The following is a 19,977-nucleotide window of genomic DNA, read 5'->3' as shown; positions in this document are numbered from 1 at the left end:
CTCAAAGATCACTCAATGAGTGGTCTTTTTATTTTAAGGAGGAATGAACTCATGAAACAATACACTGCTAAAGATTTTGAGGAAATGAAACGATTAAAGAAGGACTTTGAAGAAGTTGGTCAAGGTCAAGTATTTACGATTGGAACTATTCAACGTAGATTACGTGTTGGAAAGGAACGAGCTACTGCTCTTTACAATGATTTGATCTCAGATAGAGAGAAGGCCACGTGATGAGAAACTACTGGTACGTATCACTATCTAATAGGTATCCACAGCCGAATGAAGGTGATCTAGTTAGAGTCGTCCAGTCAGTTCAGATCAAAAAGAAATACTCCATTGTAGAAATGACCAGAGAAGCGACACCGAAAGAAATTGACAAATATAATCTTCGATACTGTGGATATGGCTACTTTAATGAATCACATATTGAAGAAAATATTAACAAGAATTCGAGGGATACAAATGCAAATTGAAGTAATGAAGTTACAGGACTTAAAGCCTGCTGATTATAATCCAAGAATTAAGTTAGAACCTGGTATGGCCGAATACGAGAAGTTAAAACAGTCCATTTTGGAATTCGGCTTTGTTGATCCACCTATTTTTAACAAACGAACAGGAAATCTCGTTGGCGGTCATCAACGTGTTGCTGTGGCTAAAGATTTGGGCCTATGCGAAGAGATAGAGGCATCTGTCGTTGATTTACCACTTGATAAGGAAAAAGCTCTTAATGTGGCTCTCAATAAGATTACTGGTCGTTGGGATGATGAAAAGCTTTCTGTTTTGTTGAAAGAATTAGAAAATGAAACCATTGTTTTAACAGGGTTTGAATCGGAAGAAGTAGAAGAATTACTTACTGCGTTTGAGTATAAAGAAGATACCGAAAAGCCTGTAATAGAAGATGGATTCGAAGTGAATGAATTTATAGAAAATCATTCTGATCCTAGAACTAAATATGGTCAACTATGGAAGCTGGGTAAGCATTATTTATTATGTGGTGATGCTACGAAAGCGAGCGACGTCGAAAGATTGCTACAAGGTAAAAAGGTGAATTTAGTTGTCACTGACCCACCATATAATGTAGCGGTGAAATCTGATAATAAAGAATTAAACGAATCTGGTCGAGATAAAATTATGAATGACGATATGAGTGATGAAGAGTTTGATCAATTTTTAATGTCTGTATTCCAAAACTATGCTAATGCCATGGAAGACAACTCGGCAATTTATGTCTTTCATGGATCTTCTTATCAGCGAGAATTTGAAAATAGCATGAATGCCGCAGGAATTATAGTTCGGTCGCAGTGTATTTGGGTTAAAAATAATGCAACATTTGGTTGGAGTCAGTATCGGTGGCAACATGAACCAGTTTTCTATGCACATAAGGACAGATATGCACCTACGTGGTACGGAGATAGGAAACAGACAACGGTTTGGCAAGACGACTTACTAGAAGATTTACCAGCAACCATTTGGAAAGTTCCCAAAGATGATGTGAATGCATATTATCACCCGACGCAAAAGCCACTATCACTTATTGCTATACCAGTAAAAAATAGTTCTAAAAGACAGGATATCGTTTTAGATTTGTTTGGTGGCTCTGGTAGTACATTAATGACCTGTGACCAGTTAGATCGTGTTTGTTATACTCTCGAATTAGATCCTCTATTTTGTGATGTAATTATTGAAAGATGGGAACGAGCAACAGGCAACGAAGCAATTTTAGTTTCAGAATAAAAAAGAAGCCGAGTGCGTAAACACTCGACTACTTCAACGAGGACACTAAGCCCCCCGAAGATACAGAGAATGCCCACGCGTGGTTTTTCGATACCCTCTGTATCTTTTAGCATCATAACAGATGTAGGGGTGCTTAGACAATGGAAAACGAAAAATTTGATTTAGACTATGAGATTGAAAAAGCGATGGAGAAAGCAGAGTCCATTCAAGAATATAAAAAGATCATTCGTGTCGCTTTGGGGAAATGGTTGAAAAATCTCCAATCAGGACAAATCAAGTTGGATAAAGTTTCCGATTTAAAGATATTGATTGAAGCAGATCTTATGTTGAAAGATATTGATAATGATTAACAAATATAAAACGACTCCTGTTATAATTAAATAAAAATTTATTAGGAGTTGGCTTTTATGAGTGATGGAATGTTAGGTTTAATTGGAGTGATTATTTCTTTAGTAGTTTCTAGCATTATAGCGAAGTGCAATCAGAATAATAATAAAAAACAAAATGACGAAAATAAAGAGACGCAACATATTATTCAATCAAGTCAAAAAGAATTCGAAGTTCAAATGTTAGCTAGACAACAAGAATTTCAAGAAAAACTAACACAAAAACAAATTAAGGCTGACGTAATTTTAAAATCTCGTCTACATTGGATTGATAACACAAAGAGTATAGCGTCAGAATTTTTAATCGATGTTCTTAGAATTGTAACTCTCGATGCGTTGCTTGTTAATAAATATATTAGTATAAAAATCTGGCGAGACGTTGAACAAAAAAATATATCAAGTATACAAAGTGATAATACAAATTCGGATGATAAAGATTTTAAAATTAATTTCGATATAAAAGCCAAAAAGATAATAGACGATCAAATAGAAAGTATCTCTAAAATTAATAATGAAATAAACGATTTAATGTATAAAACTTCTAAAGAATATACGTTACTCTTATTAAATTTTAGCGAAAATGACGAGAATAATAATATCATCAAGTCAATAAAAGCTATAAATAATGATTTAAGGAGAGTAACTACAAAAGTAGAGGAAGCTCAATCTTCATTTGGGGATGATAACGTTGATTGGATTAAAATAAATAATAGTATAAGCAGTGAAAAGGCTGCTATAAATCAAAAAGTTGAAGAGTTAACAATTATTTTAAGAGACTATTATAAAAAAGAATGGGAAAAAGTAAAAGCTGGAGAATAGAAAAACAAAACTCAACTTAAAATAGATTGTGAGGTGGTGTATATTGAATGGCAAGAAAACGTGATCCAAGACGTGATGAAGCCAAAAGGATTTGGTTAGAGTCCAACGGAGAAAAGCAATTAAAGGAAATTGCATCTGAGTTAAATGTTTCAGATTCTCAAATTAGGAAATGGAAATCAATTGATAAATGGAGTGCTGAATTGAAAGGTAATGTTACCAATGCAAAAGGTAACGTTACTAATCAAGGAGGCGCTCCTTTTGGTAATCAGAATGCTAAAGGAAATAAAGGGAACAGCAGGGCATCACCACCTAAGAGAAACAAGAACGCTTTGAAAACAGGTGAGTATGAAACAATATTCTTTGATACGTTAAGTGATGACGAGAAGGACATCTATTCAAGTCTGAATGATGATCCTTCTTTTGCTTTGTCTGAAGAAATAAGGTTACTGAAGATTCGACAGTTACGTATGATGAAAAGAATCAAAAAAGCCGAAGAAGGGTTAAATGAGGAAGAGGTTGAGCGACTGCAACAGCTAAGAAAAATAAAAACTCCTATAGAAAAAGATGGTAAAAAGCTAGAAATCAAACGTGAAGCAATGCAAGATATCCAAGTAAGTAGAAAAGTATACCGTAAAATTGATGATATTCTTTCAATTGAAGATTCACTAACTCGGATTAGTAACCAGTTGACAAAATCGATTAAACAACTAAATGAATTATCCCTATTAGGAGGAAAAGTTGTATTAATGGAAGAGCAAAAACGGAAAATAGCCTTTGAAGCGGATATTCTCGAACATAAAGTCTCTAAACTTATTCTTAAACAAGGTGAGCAAAGTAAAGTTCAAGGCCTTATTGATATTGGCCAAGCGATTATTGGTCCAATAGAAGAAGATGAGGAGAGTGAAACAGATGAGTCAGTTGAAACTATCGACTAAACAAAAAGAGAATATTTTTCAACCACTCAAAGGAATTCGGATGGAGATGAACGAGGGAACGATTCGTTCTGGTAAGACGATGTCAGATGCTCAAAAGATGGCGTTAATATACGCAGGACATCCCGATACGAATCATCTTGTTCTTGCTTATAACCAAGAACAAGCCTACAGAATGTTTATGGATTGTGAAGGGTTCGGACTGGAACATATCTTTGCCAGCTGTGCTGAGATTCGACACGATGAGCATGGGGATCATTTATGGATCAATCTTCCAGAGGGAGAAAAGCGGATCTATTATAAAGGCGGCGGAAAAGTAAATGCTGTCGGCGCTATCACTGGTATGTCATTTGGAACTGTCACTTTTTTGGAATTCAATCTACTTAACAAAGCGGTCATAGAGGAGGCTTTTCGTCGGACTAAAGCTTCTAGTTTTCGTTATCATCTCGCTGAACAGAATCCGCCAGCACCAAATCATCCGAACCTAGAAACTCTTAAACCTTTTATAGAAACTGGGTCTTTTAAGTTTCGTCATTGGCGACCACAAGATAATCCTATTTTAACGAAACAAGCTTTGAAAGAATGGGAAGCGGAATGTAAAGTCTCCGAGTATCTTTACAAACGAGATTGGCTAGGTGATCGTGTGATGCCTGAAGGTGTGATCTATTCAATGTTTAACGAAGATACTCATCTGTCGAAGGGAATCATCGGCAAGCCTGTAGAAGCATTCTTTAGTGCAGACGGCGGACAAAGTGATGCAACTACCTGTTCCTTAAATCTCGTTACATGGAAAGACGGAAAATATTATCTCTATCGAATGGCTAACTTCTACCATAGTGGTGCCGACACGGGTGTCACGAAAGCGATGAGTGAGTATGCCAAGGAAATTAAGCAGTTTAAAGAATGGTGTTATAAAGAGTGGTCATGGCTGCCTAAACATTCAAAATTCTTTGTCGATCCAGCCTGTAAGTCATTGAGTGAGGAATTACGTGTGTTAGGAATCGTCACAACAAAAGCAGACAACAACTCAAAAGACAAAGTAACCAGCAATGGCACTAAAATTGAAATAGGTATCGAACGTATGCAAAGCGCCTTATCAAAAGGACGCTTTTTTCTTTACGATCATGATGGCAAGTATGGTCACTATCATTTCATCAAAGAATTAGGAATGTACGTTCGGAATGATTCTGGCTACCCAGTGGATAAAAACAACCATGCATTAGATGAATGTCGTTATGCGATTAATTATTTTACGAAACGCTATGTTCTTTAGCAGGAGGTGATCAGGTGTCATTTTGGCAAGCAATAAAAAGAGTTTTTGGAAAGGGGGCGGTTGCGATAGGAGCGAAAAAAGAGCTACAAAGTATTTTAGATCATCCAAAGATCCAAATGAGTCGTGAAGAGTATGATCGTATTCAAAACAGCTTGCTCTATTATCAAGGGTACACCCATTGTAATTCTGATCAGAGGGCAAAGGCGAATATCAATATGGCCCGCAAGGTTGCTTCTGAATATGCGAAGGTAATGTTCAATGAACAGGCAGAAATCACGATCGGAAAAGACGATAAATCAAAAAAATATGATGAAGCTAGCGCTTGGATAGAGTCTGTGTTTCAACATAATGACTTCAAGCGTAATCTCAGTAAGTATCTTGAACCAGCAATGGCTCTTGGTGGCTTAGTTGTGCGACCTTATTTCAATGATCAATCAGGACAAGTGGAATTTTCATGGGCGCTCCCGGATGCTTTCTTTCCATTGGAAAGCAGTACAAATAAGATCAGTCAGTGTGCAATGGCATTTAAAACGATCAAAACCCAAGGGAACAAAACGTTCTATTATACCTTGTTAGAATTCCATGAGTGGATCGATGGTGAGTATTGGGTCTCTATGGAACTATACGAAAGTGAAAAATCTAATGTGTTGGGGATGCAAGTATCTTTAAACACATTAAAGCAGTACGAAGAGTTTGAGGTGGCTGTTCATGGTGAAGAAATTGAACGTCCAATCTTCTCTTATTTCAAGACAGCTGGTTTTAATAATATCAACCCATACTCCCCACTTGGTGTTGGTGTGTACGATAACTGTAAACGAACGCTTGATCGATTAAACAAAGCACTTGATGCGTTCGATCATGAAATTGACGTGGGTAAGAGAAGAGCGGCCTTTCCGGAATCTATGCTAAGTGGAATTTCTGACAAGGGAACAGGCGAAACGAAATTAACCTTTGATACAGATGATGACTTCTATGTCATTGTTCCTGGTACGGACCCTGATGAATTTAAAATTACTGATTTAACTCATGATATTCGAACAGAACAATACATCGGAGCAATTAATCATCGCTTGCGACTTCTAGAAATGGAAGTGGGGCTGTCGACTGGTACGTTCGTTTTCGATGGTGCCGGGGTACGTACGACGAATAAGACGGCAACTGAGGTAATCAGCGAGAACTCGCAAACGTATCAATCAAGGAACCAACAAACAACCGAATTAGAGGAATTCATTCGGGATGTTGTGCTAGCGCTGTGTGAGCTAGGTCGAGCCACAGAAGTTGATGGGAAACCACTATTTAGTGGTGAATCTCCAAATCGTGAAGAGATAGGTGTGAATTTTGATGATGGCATCTTCTTAGATAAAAAGTCAGAATCTGATTATTATCGTGAACTGAAAAACGATGGGCTGATTCCCGGATGGTTAACTTTAGCCAAAATAATGAAGTTACCTGAAAGTAAGGCAAAAGATCTTTACCGACAAGCGCAATTAGATGTAGTTGATGAGACTACTGGTAAAATACGAGATTCTGGATACGAAGACTTCGAGGAGTGATTGAATGGCCATTACACCTAACCAGTTAGATATTGAGGCTTCTTACATTCAAGATGCTTATATGGCGATGGAAGATGAGATCATGAGGATGCTTGTTAAGCATTTGAAAATGCCAACTCGAACGCCTTTGAATGAGGACAACGCTTTTCGTTGGAAAATTGAAAAGATGCAGCAATTAAATTTATTGAATCAACAATCTTTGCAGCAATTGGTCAATGAAACAAGTCAGTATTCTTATGATCAGCTACGTAAAATCATCGTGGATATGGGGTTTGAAGTCATTTCAGATCTTGACAAAAACTTATCTCAACAAACTGGAAAAGAACCGCCATCACGAACTGAGATTGACAATGTGATGGAGTCGTATCTTAATCAGCAATGGCGAGATCTCGACAATCATGTCAATCAAACGCTGATCGACACTAATTATCCGAATAATCCACTGGCTAAAATGTATCAACAAGTTTTAAACGGTACTGTAGCCAAAATCATTGGCGGCACTAAAACGCCACAACAGGCGCTTAGAGAATCGATCTATGCGATGGTGGAAAAAGGGGTGATGACGACCTTTGTCGACAAATCAGGACGTGAATGGAGCCTTGAGCGCTACGTTCGGATGGTTTTGAAAAGCACAACTCATCGAGTTTATCAGGATCTACGACTTAAGCGAGGGTTAGAGCATGGAATTGTCACAGCGCTAATGAGTAGCCATATGGCTGCACGACCACACTGTGCCCATATCCAAGGCGGATGGGTCTTGCTTGTCCGTAAAGAGGATGCGCCGGAAGAATTACGTCATATTTCATCGATCTATGATTATGGATACGGTGAGCCTGACGGAACCCAAGGTATAAATTGTCGACATCGATTGTACATCCAAATCTATGATGAGGATCTTGATATTCATATGAAGCAGTATGATCCAAAACAAGCGATTGACAATGCGGACTTAGTTGCAAAACAGCGCCGCATGGAAGTCGCTATTCGACGTGCTAAGCGGCAATTGAACGCAGCAACGACAATGGACAACAAAGAAGATGTTCTGCACTTCAAACGACTGGTCAGACGACGTCAAGCAGCACTGCGTACTTTTATCAATGAGCATGATCAATTGTTACGTCGGGATTATTCGAGAGAGCAAGTGTATTCATAGAAGGAGGAAGTATGGTGGAGGATTAAAGTAAATTGAGCTTATCTGAAATCTTACTTGCATTTTATCAAATTGGCCTTGCAATGAAATATGAGAAGAAACCGCCGGATACTTGAAGGAGGTTGCAATGGATGAAAATGAATTAGAAGAATTTTGGGAGTTCGAAGATTTAGGTTTGTTTAGTCTAGCTTGCTAGGCTTTTTTTGCCTTCTTTTAGTTTTCAGGCATTAAAGAGAAAGCTGTATCGGGTGATGGCGTAACCATTAAATTTATCGGGTTGTGGCGTAACCACTAGGAGGTCACTATGAAAGATTTTTTTAAGTCAATGAAGATGAACTTACAGTTTTTTGCTGATCCAGAGTCTGATTCCGCTAGTGATGAGCAAGATCAAACTCAAACTGAGGAAGAAGTAGAAACTAAGGAAAAAGCAACGTTCCCTAAGAAGTATTCTCGTGATGATGTTGGCAAAATGGTTGCTGCAGAAACCAAGAAAGCCGTTGAGAAGGCGAAACAGGAATGGGAGAAAAATATTTCTAAGGATGCTGAGGATAAAGAGTCCTCGGAGCAGGATCAGAGTGGAAAAGCAGCCCAAGAAAAACTTGCTCAAAAAGAGGCAGAGCTAGCTAAAAAAGAAATTCGTCTAGAATATCGGGAGAAAGCGCAAGAAGAGGGACTGCCGTTGAAGATCATTGATTTGATTGATTGCAGCGACGCTGAAAAAGCAGAGGCATCATTTAAATTGGCGAAAGAGATTTTAGGAGAAACAACCTCAAAGAAAAAGAAAAAGCAGTTTGTCAGTGGAGGGAATCCTCAATCGGGAAACCCAGATCAGTTAGACCCGTTTTTAGCGGGATTAAAAGGAAAATAGGAGGAATTTTTAAATGACAGTTACAGTTCAGAATTATGCAGAGAAATGGCAAAAAGAGTTAGATCAAACCTTGCAACAAGAATCACTAACAGTGGAGTTAGAAACGCCTGAAGTGAATTGGTTAGATGCGAAGACGTTCCGTGTCCCTCATATTAAAACATCGGGGTATCAAAATCATAATCGTGAGAAAAAAGGGTTTAACTCCGGGAAGATCACAGTTGAAGACGTTCCTTATACATTGGATTTTGACCGAGATATTGAATTTTATGTAGATAAAGCGGATGTGGATGAAACGAATCAGGCTGCATCAGCTGGAAATATCACTCGTGTCTTTTCTGAGGAAAACGCAACACCAGAAATGGATGCATATCGATTTTCAAAATTGGCAGCATACGCTGAGAAAGATGGACTTTCTCAGGACGAAAAAATCACTAAAGAAAATGTTGTTGAAGTATTAAAAGCTGCTGTTCTGAAAACACGTCGTTACGGTACCCAGAACTTGATTCTTTACGTATCTTCCCAAGTAATGGATTGCCTAGAGCAAGCACCTAACTTTACACGAACTATTAACGTTGATTCTGCTGGAACACAAATCGAAACTCGTGTAACGAGCCTTGATGGTGTACGCATTAAAGAGGTATGGGCAGAAGAACGCTTCTATGATTCCTTTGACTTTACAGAGGGATTTGTTCCTAAAGAAGATTCTAAACAACTGAATTATCTGTTGGTAGCGAAACCGGCGGTAATTGCGAAAGCAAAATTTGCGAGTGTTTATTTATTCGCACCTGGTCAAGTAGGACAAGGGGACGGTTGGTTGTACCAAAACCGCATTTACCATGACTTATTTAAAATGAAACATCAAGAAAATGCTGTTATTGCCTCTACTTTAGCAAAGTAGATCCCCCGGAAGAACCGGGGAAATCTGGCGTAAAAGGCAATTCAATCGACATTGATGATATGAAGGTTGATGAACTTAAAGCTGAGTTGGATCGTCTTGGCATTGAGTATCCATCTACTGCCAAGAAACCAGAATTAATTGAGCTGTTAAAAGAGAGTGAATAACCACTCTCTTTTTTTATGGAGGTGAAAAACCATGGAACGAATAAGACGTAAGCCGTTGAACGAAAGCTTTGACGATCAGGAGAGCATCGAGCCATGTGGCTACCTGTCTCTTAAAGAGTACAAGCGACTCGTGGATCGTGACACGGAACTGACCGAAAAGGAGTTCAAGAAGCTTCTGAGAAAAGCCAGTGCATTGTTGGACATCCAAACGAGACGTTTTTATCAGCGGAATGATCTCGAGTCAGATATTCCGATGCGGCGCAATGCCTTTAAGTTGGCTATTGCCTATCAAATCGAGTACATGCATGAAGTAGATGCCACTACCACGTTTGGCATGCAAGAGCCTGACAGTTGGTCCATCGGACGGATGAGTGTTTCTAAAAGCAAAGGTGGTTCGTCATCGACAAACGAAGTATCCCTGCTTTCTGGGGACGCTATGCTGCAGTTATCTGGCACAGGGTTGTTATATCGTGGGGTGAGTCGATGAGAATGCCACCAAAACGATTCTTTCCCCATGCAATGATCTATCGCAAGAAAAACGGAATGGGTCCACGAAGTGAGCCGATTCTTGAAGAGGATCTTGTGATTGATCATGTCCGCTTTGACGACACAGTCAAATTTGAGCCAAGGGATATTGATGGGAAAGTACAAACGCCAAATGCATTGATTTCTATGGTGAAAAAATACACTGGACCATTACCGGAGTTTTCAGTTGCAGATCAAATTGAAATCTTTGGCGAACAATACACAATCACAAAAATCGTTCCGTTGCTTGCTGACTCGCCTGAACCATTCGCTTATGAATTGGAGGTAGTTTAGTGGGAGCATCTGTAAGAATTGATTTAAGTCGAGCAAAAAGAAAATTAAGTCATTCATCTATACAAAATGGCCGGCATGAAATGGCAAATAAAGCTCATTTAGATATGAATGAAAGATTTGTTCCTATGAGGAGCCAACACTTGAGAGATATGTCTTTTGTTGAAAGTAATGGAGAAAAGATTACTTGGAATGCTCGATATGCTTTGGCTCATTACCACGGAGGGTTTACAAATAAGTTTGGAACACAGGTAATATTTTCTGATTATACTACACCGGGAACTGGTCCATATTGGGATAAAGAAGCAAAATCTATATTTATGTCTAGTTGGTTAGAAGCGTTCAAGAGGGGAGCGAATTGGTAATGGATTTTATTGATCAGTTGTTAGAAGTATCGAATCAAATACCAGTACCAATTCGTATTCACTCTTTAGATAAAGACGAGTCGATGCGTCTAACCGCATTACCTGGAGGTAAAACAGTCGAAACTTTTATGGATGGATCAAAACAAAAAGAACTAAATTATGAATTTGTCTATAAAACGAAATGTGAAAATGCAGATCGGATAATGATTGAACTAGGTGAGTTACTAGAAGAACAAGAAGATATTCCATCTAGTAACAATAGTTATCAATTTGTTGGAATAACTATTGTAGATGAACCTTTTTTTACAGGTTATGACGACAAAAAATTTCTGTATTATCGATTAGCAATCAAAGCAACATTATATTTTGATAAATAGGAGGAATATTATGAAACGAAAAAAAATTGCGCTAATTGGATTTGAAATTCAAAAATTGAAAGATGGAAAAATTACTGAAGATGGTTGGGTTCGTTTAAAAAAAATCAAGAGTGTCTCTGATGCCTCACAAGAAGAAGTTGACGATGGAGACGGTTTCTTTGATGGGTCGGGAGAACCAGAACAAACGATCACCTCTCATCGACTAGGCTATAGTTTTACGGGTGAATACTTTGAGGGTGATGAAGCATCCGAATTAATTGATGAAATGATTGGTTTATTTGGAGATGATCGGAAAATTGGTTTTCGAGTAACAGATGATCGAGATAATCCCAAAAAGAAAAGGGAAGGAATTGCAACTTTATCAAGTCCTCAAACGAAAACTGGAGGGGCTACTGAATTTGGTAATATTGAATTTACTGTTCTATATGATACTACACCTAAATGGGAACCTTATTCAAAGCAGACAGCCCAGAGCCAGAAGAACTGAAAGCTACTGGGCTAACTATTCCAGAATTAAAACAAACACTTGATAGTAAAAATATAGAATACCCGTCAAATGCTAAAAAAGACGAACTAACTAAAATATTGGGGGAGGCTTTATAGCCTTCTCTTTTTTATATGGAGGTAATTATGAAACAAACACTTGATATCGATATTGAACTCTCTGGCTTTCCAGTAGGATTTACAAATCCAATTACTGGTGAGCGTGTTGAAATCTGGTTTGATAGCTCATTGGAAAATTTAAAACGAATTATTGTAGAAGAAAACTATGAGGAATTCGAAATATACGAACAAAAACTTAAAGAAGATTCTATCCACGAAACTAATGTTGAAACAGTCATAGAACATGCTAAAGGGACTCTTGAATATCAATATGATTTTTTCTTTGGTAAAGGAACATTTAAAAAATTATATGAGTGTGTACCAGATTTTGATGCACTTGAACGTGCTTATGAACCAACTATCAAAGCTATTGTTAAAAAAGTCGAACAACAAGAAAAGAAAAGACAAAAGGATAGAGAGCTTGCCGCAAAAAAGTTAACCAAAGAGTTTCAGAAAAAGAAAAAGCAAAAAGTAGCAAATAAAAAGTAGGTGGTGACATGAGGTTAAATGACCCAGAAGTCACTTCCTTTTTTTATAAAGAACGTGAGTATTTGATTAACTTGTCATTTGATATTGTATTAGATGCTTTTGATGTGTTAAACGAGGCAATATTCACTGATTATGAGAAAGCTTGTCTATGTCTAGATTTATTAATTGGAGAAGGTTGCTATCAATCTGAGGATGCACTTAGTCTATGGGTATTTATTTACGACCAATTTATCCATAAGGAAGTTCCACCGTTCATTAAATATAGTTTTTACGGAGATCCACTTTCTGTGGAAGAGCACGAACAATTAATAGATATATCAGCGGATGCAGAGACTATTTACGCTTCTTTTATTCAAGCATATAACATCGATTTAATTGATAAACAGGGAATACTGACTTGGTCCAAATTTAGAGCTCTTTTACATAATCTGCCTTCAGACACTCCACTTAAACGAATTATGCAGATTCGAGCTTGGAAACCAGGAAATAATGATTCAGAAGAATATAAGCGAGATATGACAGATTTACAAAGATACTATGCCTTAAATACTGATAGAGAGGAGGAAGATAATGACTAAAGATGGCAAAATAAGTATTCTGATTGATGTCGACGCCAAGCAGGTTCCTAATGTAATAAGTTCAATTGAAAAAAACTTTGGACAGTTAGGAAAAAATGCTGATGATATTACAAAAAAAATTGGTAATAATATGGGTGCCAATACTGAGACAGGAGCGAAAGTTGCTAATCAAGCAGTAGATTCAGTTGAACAGTCGATGACTGATTTGGGAAGATCGACTGATACGGCTACTGTCAAAGCTGGGAAATCATTAAGCGAAAACTTCGAAGTGGGATCTAAGGCCGCTAATACCGCAACAGATAGCGTGGCTAAAGGAGTGGCAGATCTAACTGCCACGACGAGCACTGAACTAGCTAAGTCGGGACGTATCATGGGGGAATCCTTTGATTCTGGCGCCAAAAATGCCAATCAGGCCAATGACAGTGTCGTTAAATCAGTCGCAAGCTTGGTTTCTTCCGTGGAATCTTCTGCACCTAAAATCGGAAAAGAGCTTGGCGGATCCTTCCAGTCTGGTGCTAAAGAGGCAACGAGCTCTTTAGATGGCATTGGAAAATCAAGTAGTAATATGCTAGCAAGTATTGAAGCGACGTCACCAAAGGCAGGCAGAAGTATCGGGGATTCGTTTGAGTCAGGCTCAAAACAAGCAGCTAGCGCACTTGGGTCAATAGAAAAGTCCTCTGCACAAATGGTTCCTCCTGTTGAATTGTCAGCAACTAAAGCAGGCAAGAGCATTTCAGAAAGTATTGAAGCCGGCGCAAAACGTGGATCAAGTGCATTAGGATCTGCCGTTGATGTAATGAAGGGACATTTATTAGCCCTTCAAGAACACGCAGATACAACAGGAAATAAGTTAGGCGATTCCTTTGAAAAGCCTAATCCTAGTGCGAATCTCTTAACTGGCAGCGTCGGCAAATTGAGTGCTGCAATGTTGATCACCAAAGGTGCGACTGCTGCATTGTCTATGGCTAAAGGGTCATTGGATGGTGCATTTGGTCGTATTGATACTTTGAATAACTTTGAAAATACGATGACTCGATTAACTGGCAGTTCAGAAGAAGCAGCTGCAGGGATGGAAGGCGTTCGAGATGTCGTTGTTGGTACAAACTACATGCTGGATAGTGCGGCTCAGACCGTTCAACGTTTAGTGATGCAAAACGGCTCACTGGAACAATCGACAAAAAGTTATCAAATCTGGGGTGACGCTGTGGCTATGTATGGTGACGGTTCAGCGGAGACAATGGATAACGTAATGGATGCCATGATCCAAATGAGAGCCACCAGTACCGTAAACATGGCTCAAATGGATCGAATGGTTCGCCGTGGAGTAGATCCTTGGAAAATCTATGAAGATGCGACTGGTATGAGTATGCAGAGCATTCGTGATGCGTTGCGTGATGGCGAAATTAGTGCCAATCAGTTTTTTGATACGGTTGAACAGGCGATGCGTGATGGTGGGAATGAATTCACATCGGTTTCTGGGATGGCTCAACAAGCTGGTGATACTTGGGCAGGGTCGTTTGCCAATATGGCTACTGCAACAAGCCGAGGAACAGCAAATATTATCGCATCTATGGACGAGGCATTCTCAGAAACACGTTTTGGCTCGATGAAAGAAAACATCCAAGGATTTGGTAAAACATTTGAAGGTGCGCTAAATGGGATTGCTGGTGTAATCCCTCCTGTTGTTTCGGCTGTTGATACGATGACCGGTGGGGTTATTGCTGTGAAGGACGCAGCTGTGACAGCTTCACCCGTGATTATCGGATTAGGAACTGCATTTGGTGGACTACTTATTGTACAGAAAGCAGCAGTTGCTACAGCATCTTATGTTCAGATGTTGAAATACCTGACCGGTGCAACTTCTGGTGCGACGATGGCTAAAAAAGTTGATGCAGTTGCTACAAAACTAGGAATCAGTCTCAACTTACAGAACGCCACCACCACTAAAGCGGTTGTTGCAGCAAACATTTCCAATGCAGCTTCACTAAAAGGTGCAGCAGCCGCCCAAAAAACCTATGCGATTGCTGCTGGTGCTTCTGCAGCAGCGAAGAAGGCACTGGCAGCAGCTAGCATTCTATTGAATCCAGTAGTCGCGGGTACAGCAGCTGTTTTAGGAGCAGCTGGTATAGCTGCAGCCATAATGGGAAAAAATTTTTTAGATACACGTAAAAAGACCAAAGAATTAGCTAGTGAATTAGATGGATTAAAAGACGATCTAGATAATGTCGGAAAGTCAACCCAGTCCAGTGCAAAAGAATTTGAGTCACAAGCAAAAGTGATCGAGTCGAATGCAGAAAGAAACAAGGATCTAGCAGCCGAATTACAAAGGCTTTCTGCAATTGAAGATAAATCGACTGCGGATAAAAAATTGATGGCTGATGCAGTTGATGAACTGAATAATTCAGTGACTGGTCTAAATCTCTCTTACGATGAAGAAACAGGCCTGCTTAATGCAACCACAGAAGAAATAAACAAACGGATTGAAGCTTCTAAAGGAATGGAAGAAGTCAATCGGCTAACCGAACGACAAAAGACGTTGAATCAAGAAGCTGCAGACATTGAATCCTCATTAACTGAAGTAGCCAAAGAACGTATGAGATTGGAGCAAGAAGCCTCAGAATCTGGCGTGGATGGAAAGAAAAAAGTCAAAGAATCACTGGAAGGACTGTCCCAGAAGGAAGATGAACTTCAAGGTTTACTTGTTGAAAATCAATCCGAACGAAATCAATTGTACGCGGAGGAGCAAGAGAAAAGACGAGCAGTCGCAGAGACCGTCTCAGAAGCTAATTCTCAGATGATTACTTCATGGAATGTTCTATCTGATGCACAACAAGCTGCCTTGGAATCAATGAATAGCATGTACAAAAAGCTGGTAGAAGAATCAGGGAATGCTTTTAAGCAGATTGAACAACAAGAAGCAATCAGCTTAGATCAAATGAAGGAAAATCTACAAAAAAATGCTGAAGCTATGAGAACGTGGTCGACCAATGTTGCCATTTTGGCGAAGGCCGGTGTAGATGATGGCATTATTATGCAACTTGAAAAACTAGGCCCGGCGGGTGCGCTTCAAACACAGCAAATGGTGGATGAGATGGGGCTGAATCTTGGTTCATTAGCGGAGTTAGGTGGAGAACATACAAAAAGCCTGCTGGAACAAATGGGTCTTCATATGGAGGACCTACCAAAAATGTCAGCTGAACAATCGGCGTGGTTTGTTGAAAATTTAGATCTTGAATTAGGTAAATTACCAGAAACAGCACAACAGCACATTAGTGATTTAAATGGGACTGCGGATGCAACGATGAAGCAAGCGATGGCGAGTATGGGGAATATCGTTGGTGAAGAAACGGAAACTGTTGCTGAAAAATTTGGATTAATTCCAGAAAAAAGTGAGGCATCTTTACGGAGAGGAACAGAGGGGCGAGACTTTGCACAGTGGGGACGTCAACCTGTCGAAGAAATTGGGGATGGGATGGTAGAGGCAACCGCCAAAGTAGAGGAAGCAGCAAAGGAAGTTGCTCAAACGCCAGAGAGAGTTATGGGCCCTCAACTAGAACAAACAGACTACGCCTCAATGGGTACAGCACCACCAACAAAATTGGGGCAAGGAATTTTAGATAATATTACTTCAGTAGAAGAAGCTTCTAAAGAAGTAGCACAAACTCCAGAAACAATGTTTCAGGAAACCATACAAGCAAATCGTTATATTCCGACTGGTAAAGAAACAGGTAAAGGATTAAGTGAAGGAATTAATCAATCTAATGCTGATGTTGAGTTAGCAGCCAAAGCTATAGGAATGATACCAGAAAATACTATTCAAGCTGAGATGATTACAGAAAAAACTAAGGAAAGTGGAACAGAGGTAGGTCGAGGGATAGCACAAGGGATTGATAGCAGTCAAGAGGCTGTGCAACAAAGTGCTAAAGCTGTCGCAGACACTCCAAATAATGAACTATCTAGCCATATGAACCAAGGTATCTATGCTGAGTACGGACAAGCAGTGGGAGAAGGTCTTGCAACGGGAATCGCAGCCACTAATCCAGTGGTTGTTGCGGAAGTAAATAAGTTGGTTGACCAAATGGTAAAACAAACTGACATTGGTATCAAAAATATGACAGTAAGTTTTAATCAAGTTGTTCCTAATGTAGCTAACGCGTTGAGTGCGCTTCCTATGGTAGCTTCCAATAGTATGAATTCTATGAATATGAGTTTCCAAAGTGGATCGCAAGTACAATTAGCTACTGTGAAAGCTTTGAATAGCAACTTGATACGGACCTTCACTAATACGCCAAGTGAATTTCAATCGATCGGTCGAGATATTATGAGTCGATTGAATTCTGGAATGATGGCAGAGTCGAGCAGGGTTGTCGCAACTTCCAGAAATATATCAAATAGGATTGTACAATCCTTCAATCAGTTGCCAAATCAGATGCAAATGGCAGGTCGCAACGCAATTAGTTCATTAAATAGTGGAATGAATTCATCTGCAAGTCAGCCTGTTTCAACTGCATCAAGAACTAGCTCGGCGGTTGTATCTGCTTTTTCAGGATTACCTAACCAGCTAAATGGAGTGGGTCGAGATGCTATGGCTGGATTGAATGCTGGATTAAATGCCGGTACAGCATCTGTATTGGCAACCGCAAATAGAATTGCCAATCAGGTTGCTAATACAATGAAACAAGCATTAGATATTAACAGTCCATCTAGAGTGATGGCATCAGAAGTTGGTCGATGGATACCAGAAGGTGTAGCTGTGGGAATTGATAAGTATGCAGATGTAGCATATCAATCGATAGATAATTTATCAAAAGGAATACTGAGGATCACTACCCCAGAAATAGCTTTAGGCGCTTCAAGTATGGGTATGGAAGCTAGAGGTACACAAATTATTAATCAATCATACAGTACGCAATCCCCATACACCTCCAAAATTGCACAAGCTTTAACAGATTTGGCAAATAAAGAACAGATAGTAATGATTGAAGACACTAATGGACTGACAAAAATAATCGGTAAGACGATGGCGAGAGGAGGATTTTAGTGCAACATCTATCAATTGAAAACAGTCATGGTGATACCTGGCTCATAGATAATACGCACTCTTTAAGGGCTTCTAATGTAAATGGTTTAGGAATAGGTTTTGAAACTGATTATTTGAGCGAAAATGGGCATTCTAGAATTGAAAAGCACGTATTGAAACAACATCAGTTTGAAGCTTATTTTCATTTTGGACGTCGTAAAAATGAAAATGCCTATCAAGTATATTATTCTTTTGTAGAATTTTTATCCTTTAGTCCACTTTATTTAATTTATACTACTGACGCAGGCCAAAAAAGAGCACTGATTACAGTTTCTATGTTATCGAAATCTTCTATACAACAAGGCGGATTTTTAAAAGAATCAATTATAATTGACCGATTATCGCCTTGGTATACAGTGAAGTATGCAAAAATTCATCAAAAAAATATAAATGTTAATGCCCATGGAAAAGTCTATAATTATGTCCGGCCGTATGTCTATACTCAAAATGCACATGAGAAAAAAGGGAACTATCGAATTAATAATCGTTCCCTCTATTTATCTGCTGAAAAAAATCATCTGACTCCGCTAAGAATAAAAATAACTGGTTATTGTGTAAACCCTCGTTGGGAAATATTCCAAGGTTCAAAATTAATTAGCTCAGATGGTTATTTTCTAACTTTACAAGAAGAACAGCAGTTGGTTGTTTCTAGTTTATTTCAAGAAAGGACTGCTATATTAATAGATCAGAATGGATTACAGTCTTCGGTCTATCAACAACAAGATATAACTAAAAACGGGTTTGTTCATGCGCCTGTCGGAGAATCAATAATAGTATTTCATATCGGTACTGCAGAAGTAGAAATAACGATTTATGAGGAGGCTGATCTGTTTTAATGATTATATCTGTTCATTTATTTCGTTGGGATCTAACTCCCTATCCTAGAGAATATATATGTGGAGAGTTCGACTTTGGTATTGATGAAGTTAATCGTGAACTGACCAGTGAGTTCACCTTAACAGAAGATATAAAAATTGAAAAAGGTGATTGGCTAAGAGCAAAGTATATACCTAGTGGAAAATACGCTTATTTTGGGATAGTCGACTCTCAAGATAATAAAACAATCCGTTGTCGTGGGTTGATGGGCCTTGGAGATAGTTATTTCCCTACTTATAGAACAAGTGGGAATAGCTTTGAATCTCATGCTAAATCAATCATCACTAACTACCTTTTAAATGACCGTACAAAGAATTTAAATGGAACATTAAGTATTGATGTTGAAAGTGATACAGCTCATAGTTATCAAGCAATTGAATTAAATTCTCGAAGGATTAATAGCTATTTGATTAATGGATTTAGGAAATACAACGTAAAGTGGTATGTTAAAGCAATCTCAGGAGGCAGAATACAGACTGGTATAAAAAGAATAGAAAAAAGTATTCAAATAATGGATAATTCTTCAGAATTTAGTGACTGGGATTATTGGGTAAAAAAGCCAGGAGTTGGTAATGAGAATGCATTGTTAATTGTTGATAAAGCAACTAACAGTATGGACCATCCAATTATCTTAGCTACCTACTATTTAGAAAATGATAATAATGTCACTAACAATCCAAACAGCAATAAAATTATTAGACCTACTGTTAATACGGTATATATATATGATCAGGATTTAGAAGATAAACCCACATATTTAGAAGTTGCAAATAGTGAACTAAAAGGAAATGCTTATTCACATGAAATCAATTGTAAAGTTATGTTTCAAGCAAAAAATATTGATGTTGAAGAAATTGAAACTGGATTATTAGCGAATGTAAGAATAAAAAATACAATTTATCAATCAGTTCTAACTGCTTGGCGAGTAAATAGTACTGAGAACAAGATGCAATTAACATTTGGTAATATTCGAAGTCGATTAAGTGAATATTTTGATGAATAAAAGAAAGGTAGTG

23 protein-coding genes are annotated in these 19,977 nt (G+C 38.5%); all 23 read left to right on the top strand.

Features of this window, described 5'->3' with window-relative positions; genetic code table 11:
- Nucleotides 1-51: 51 nt before the first annotated feature.
- The 23 genes from IGJ00_RS08385 to IGJ00_RS08275 all read left to right on the top strand — a co-directional run bounded on the left by IGJ00_RS08385 (nt 52) and on the right by IGJ00_RS08275 (nt 19,964).
- Nucleotides 52-231 (top strand): hypothetical protein, encoded by a 180-nt coding sequence (locus IGJ00_RS08385; protein WP_100495000.1) that lies wholly within the window; start codon nt 52-54, stop codon nt 229-231.
- Nucleotides 231-473, top strand: a complete 243-nt coding sequence (locus IGJ00_RS08380; RefSeq protein ID WP_071866030.1) for a hypothetical protein — start codon at nt 231-233, stop codon at nt 471-473. The genes IGJ00_RS08385 and IGJ00_RS08380 overlap by 1 nt, the downstream gene beginning before the upstream one ends.
- The gene (locus IGJ00_RS08375; RefSeq protein WP_100495001.1) at nt 463-1,734 is read left to right on the top strand and encodes a site-specific DNA-methyltransferase; all 1,272 of its coding nucleotides are present in this window, start codon (nt 463-465) and stop codon (nt 1,732-1,734) included. Before IGJ00_RS08380 ends, IGJ00_RS08375 begins: the two co-directional genes overlap by 11 nt.
- 140 nt (nt 1,735-1,874) lie before the next feature.
- Complete coding sequence (locus tag IGJ00_RS08370) at nt 1,875-2,084, top strand: hypothetical protein (RefSeq protein WP_100495002.1); 210 nt, start codon at nt 1,875-1,877, stop codon at nt 2,082-2,084.
- A gap of 57 nt (nt 2,085-2,141) precedes the next feature.
- Nucleotides 2,142-2,939, top strand: a complete 798-nt coding sequence (locus tag IGJ00_RS08365) for a class 1 fructose-bisphosphatase (protein ID WP_100495003.1) — start codon at nt 2,142-2,144, stop codon at nt 2,937-2,939.
- A gap of 47 nt (nt 2,940-2,986) precedes the next feature.
- Complete coding sequence (terS, locus tag IGJ00_RS08360; RefSeq protein ID WP_100495004.1) at nt 2,987-3,874, top strand: phage terminase small subunit; 888 nt, start codon at nt 2,987-2,989, stop codon at nt 3,872-3,874.
- On the top strand, nt 3,849-5,144 hold the full coding sequence (locus IGJ00_RS08355) for a PBSX family phage terminase large subunit (RefSeq protein ID WP_100495005.1): 1,296 nt from the start codon (nt 3,849-3,851) through the stop codon (nt 5,142-5,144). The genes terS and IGJ00_RS08355 overlap by 26 nt, the downstream gene beginning before the upstream one ends.
- A 14-nt stretch (nt 5,145-5,158) precedes the next feature.
- Nucleotides 5,159-6,697, top strand: a complete 1,539-nt coding sequence (locus IGJ00_RS08350; protein WP_438844318.1) for a phage portal protein — start codon at nt 5,159-5,161, stop codon at nt 6,695-6,697.
- Nucleotides 6,698-6,701: 4 nt separating this feature from the next.
- A complete protein-coding gene (locus IGJ00_RS08345) occupies nt 6,702-7,850 on the top strand; it encodes a phage minor capsid protein (RefSeq protein ID WP_284592127.1) in 1,149 nt (382 codons plus the stop codon).
- 301 nt (nt 7,851-8,151) lie between these two features.
- Nucleotides 8,152-8,715, top strand: a complete 564-nt coding sequence (locus tag IGJ00_RS08340) for a capsid assembly scaffolding protein Gp46 family protein (RefSeq protein WP_284592128.1) — start codon at nt 8,152-8,154, stop codon at nt 8,713-8,715.
- Between the two features lie 13 nt (nt 8,716-8,728).
- Nucleotides 8,729-9,613 (top strand): hypothetical protein, encoded by an 885-nt coding sequence (locus IGJ00_RS08335; protein WP_265262215.1) that lies wholly within the window; start codon nt 8,729-8,731, stop codon nt 9,611-9,613.
- 59 nt (nt 9,614-9,672) lie between these two features.
- Nucleotides 9,673-9,777 (top strand): HeH/LEM domain-containing protein, encoded by a 105-nt coding sequence (locus IGJ00_RS08330; protein WP_161643373.1) that lies wholly within the window; start codon nt 9,673-9,675, stop codon nt 9,775-9,777.
- Nucleotides 9,778-9,808: 31 nt separating this feature from the next.
- Nucleotides 9,809-10,264: a hypothetical protein gene (locus IGJ00_RS08325; RefSeq protein ID WP_284592129.1), complete on the top strand. Its 456-nt coding sequence runs from the start codon at nt 9,809-9,811 to the stop codon at nt 10,262-10,264.
- Nucleotides 10,261-10,596, top strand: a complete 336-nt coding sequence (locus IGJ00_RS08320) for a putative minor capsid protein (RefSeq protein ID WP_226076025.1) — start codon at nt 10,261-10,263, stop codon at nt 10,594-10,596. Before IGJ00_RS08325 ends, IGJ00_RS08320 begins: the two co-directional genes overlap by 4 nt.
- The gene (locus tag IGJ00_RS08315; RefSeq protein ID WP_224434333.1) at nt 10,596-10,958 is read left to right on the top strand and encodes a minor capsid protein; all 363 of its coding nucleotides are present in this window, start codon (nt 10,596-10,598) and stop codon (nt 10,956-10,958) included. The genes IGJ00_RS08320 and IGJ00_RS08315 overlap by 1 nt, the downstream gene beginning before the upstream one ends.
- A complete protein-coding gene (locus tag IGJ00_RS08310; protein WP_074799462.1) occupies nt 10,958-11,335 on the top strand; it encodes a minor capsid protein in 378 nt (125 codons plus the stop codon). The genes IGJ00_RS08315 and IGJ00_RS08310 overlap by 1 nt, the downstream gene beginning before the upstream one ends.
- Nucleotides 11,336-11,345: 10 nt before the next feature.
- Nucleotides 11,346-11,822 carry a phage tail tube protein gene (locus tag IGJ00_RS08305; protein ID WP_010733992.1) on the top strand — a complete coding sequence of 159 codons (477 nt, stop codon included), beginning with the start codon at nt 11,346-11,348 and terminating at the stop codon, nt 11,820-11,822.
- The gene (locus IGJ00_RS08300) at nt 11,777-11,938 is read left to right on the top strand and encodes a HeH/LEM domain-containing protein (RefSeq protein ID WP_080637949.1); all 162 of its coding nucleotides are present in this window, start codon (nt 11,777-11,779) and stop codon (nt 11,936-11,938) included. Before IGJ00_RS08305 ends, IGJ00_RS08300 begins: the two co-directional genes overlap by 46 nt.
- A gap of 27 nt (nt 11,939-11,965) precedes the next feature.
- On the top strand, nt 11,966-12,427 hold the full coding sequence (locus tag IGJ00_RS08295; protein ID WP_126134284.1) for a hypothetical protein: 462 nt from the start codon (nt 11,966-11,968) through the stop codon (nt 12,425-12,427).
- Between the two features lie 8 nt (nt 12,428-12,435).
- Nucleotides 12,436-13,005, top strand: a complete 570-nt coding sequence (locus IGJ00_RS08290; protein ID WP_169058388.1) for a Gp15 family bacteriophage protein — start codon at nt 12,436-12,438, stop codon at nt 13,003-13,005.
- A complete protein-coding gene (locus IGJ00_RS08285; RefSeq protein WP_438844317.1) occupies nt 12,998-18,046 on the top strand; it encodes a tape measure protein in 5,049 nt (1,682 codons plus the stop codon). Before IGJ00_RS08290 ends, IGJ00_RS08285 begins: the two co-directional genes overlap by 8 nt.
- A complete protein-coding gene (locus IGJ00_RS08280) occupies nt 18,046-18,921 on the top strand; it encodes a phage distal tail protein domain-containing protein (RefSeq protein WP_096081705.1) in 876 nt (291 codons plus the stop codon). Before IGJ00_RS08285 ends, IGJ00_RS08280 begins: the two co-directional genes overlap by 1 nt.
- Entirely contained in the window at nt 18,921-19,964 is a 1,044-nt protein-coding gene (locus IGJ00_RS08275) for a hypothetical protein (protein WP_010733997.1), read from the top strand. Before IGJ00_RS08280 ends, IGJ00_RS08275 begins: the two co-directional genes overlap by 1 nt.
- Nucleotides 19,965-19,977: the final 13 nt, after the last annotated feature.

Source organism: Enterococcus sp. AZ062 (genome assembly GCF_051715065.1).
Classification (GTDB): domain Bacteria; phylum Bacillota; class Bacilli; order Lactobacillales; family Enterococcaceae; genus Enterococcus_B; species Enterococcus_B mundtii.
This window is presented reverse-complemented; position numbering and strand designations above follow the sequence as displayed.

Bases quoted from the DNA above. Each gene is read 5' to 3' on its own strand.
- IGJ00_RS08310 (WP_074799462.1), top strand. From the start codon at position 10,958: ATGGATTTTATTGATCAGTTGTTAGAAGTATCGAATCAAATACCAGTA.
- IGJ00_RS08325 (WP_284592129.1), top strand. From the start codon at position 9,809: ATGGAACGAATAAGACGTAAGCCGTTGAACGAAAGCTTTGACGATCAG.
- IGJ00_RS08275 (WP_010733997.1), top strand. From the start codon at position 18,921: ATGATTATATCTGTTCATTTATTTCGTTGGGATCTAACTCCCTATCCT.
- IGJ00_RS08340 (WP_284592128.1), top strand. From the start codon at position 8,152: ATGAAAGATTTTTTTAAGTCAATGAAGATGAACTTACAGTTTTTTGCT.
- IGJ00_RS08355 (WP_100495005.1), top strand. From the start codon at position 3,849: ATGAGTCAGTTGAAACTATCGACTAAACAAAAAGAGAATATTTTTCAA.
- IGJ00_RS08285 (WP_438844317.1), top strand. From the start codon at position 12,998: ATGACTAAAGATGGCAAAATAAGTATTCTGATTGATGTCGACGCCAAG.
- IGJ00_RS08335 (WP_265262215.1), top strand. From the start codon at position 8,729: ATGACAGTTACAGTTCAGAATTATGCAGAGAAATGGCAAAAAGAGTTA.
- IGJ00_RS08320 (WP_226076025.1), top strand. From the start codon at position 10,261: ATGAGAATGCCACCAAAACGATTCTTTCCCCATGCAATGATCTATCGC.
- IGJ00_RS08380 (WP_071866030.1), top strand. From the start codon at position 231: ATGAGAAACTACTGGTACGTATCACTATCTAATAGGTATCCACAGCCG.
- IGJ00_RS08345 (WP_284592127.1), top strand. From the start codon at position 6,702: ATGGCCATTACACCTAACCAGTTAGATATTGAGGCTTCTTACATTCAA.
- IGJ00_RS08305 (WP_010733992.1), top strand. From the start codon at position 11,346: ATGAAACGAAAAAAAATTGCGCTAATTGGATTTGAAATTCAAAAATTG.
- terS (WP_100495004.1), top strand. From the start codon at position 2,987: ATGGCAAGAAAACGTGATCCAAGACGTGATGAAGCCAAAAGGATTTGG.
- IGJ00_RS08370 (WP_100495002.1), top strand. From the start codon at position 1,875: ATGGAAAACGAAAAATTTGATTTAGACTATGAGATTGAAAAAGCGATG.
- IGJ00_RS08295 (WP_126134284.1), top strand. From the start codon at position 11,966: ATGAAACAAACACTTGATATCGATATTGAACTCTCTGGCTTTCCAGTA.
- IGJ00_RS08290 (WP_169058388.1), top strand. From the start codon at position 12,436: ATGAGGTTAAATGACCCAGAAGTCACTTCCTTTTTTTATAAAGAACGT.
- IGJ00_RS08300 (WP_080637949.1), top strand. From the start codon at position 11,777: ATGGGAACCTTATTCAAAGCAGACAGCCCAGAGCCAGAAGAACTGAAA.
- IGJ00_RS08365 (WP_100495003.1), top strand. From the start codon at position 2,142: ATGAGTGATGGAATGTTAGGTTTAATTGGAGTGATTATTTCTTTAGTA.
- IGJ00_RS08385 (WP_100495000.1), top strand. From the start codon at position 52: ATGAAACAATACACTGCTAAAGATTTTGAGGAAATGAAACGATTAAAG.
- IGJ00_RS08330 (WP_161643373.1), top strand. From the start codon at position 9,673: ATGAAGGTTGATGAACTTAAAGCTGAGTTGGATCGTCTTGGCATTGAG.
- IGJ00_RS08375 (WP_100495001.1), top strand. From the start codon at position 463: ATGCAAATTGAAGTAATGAAGTTACAGGACTTAAAGCCTGCTGATTAT.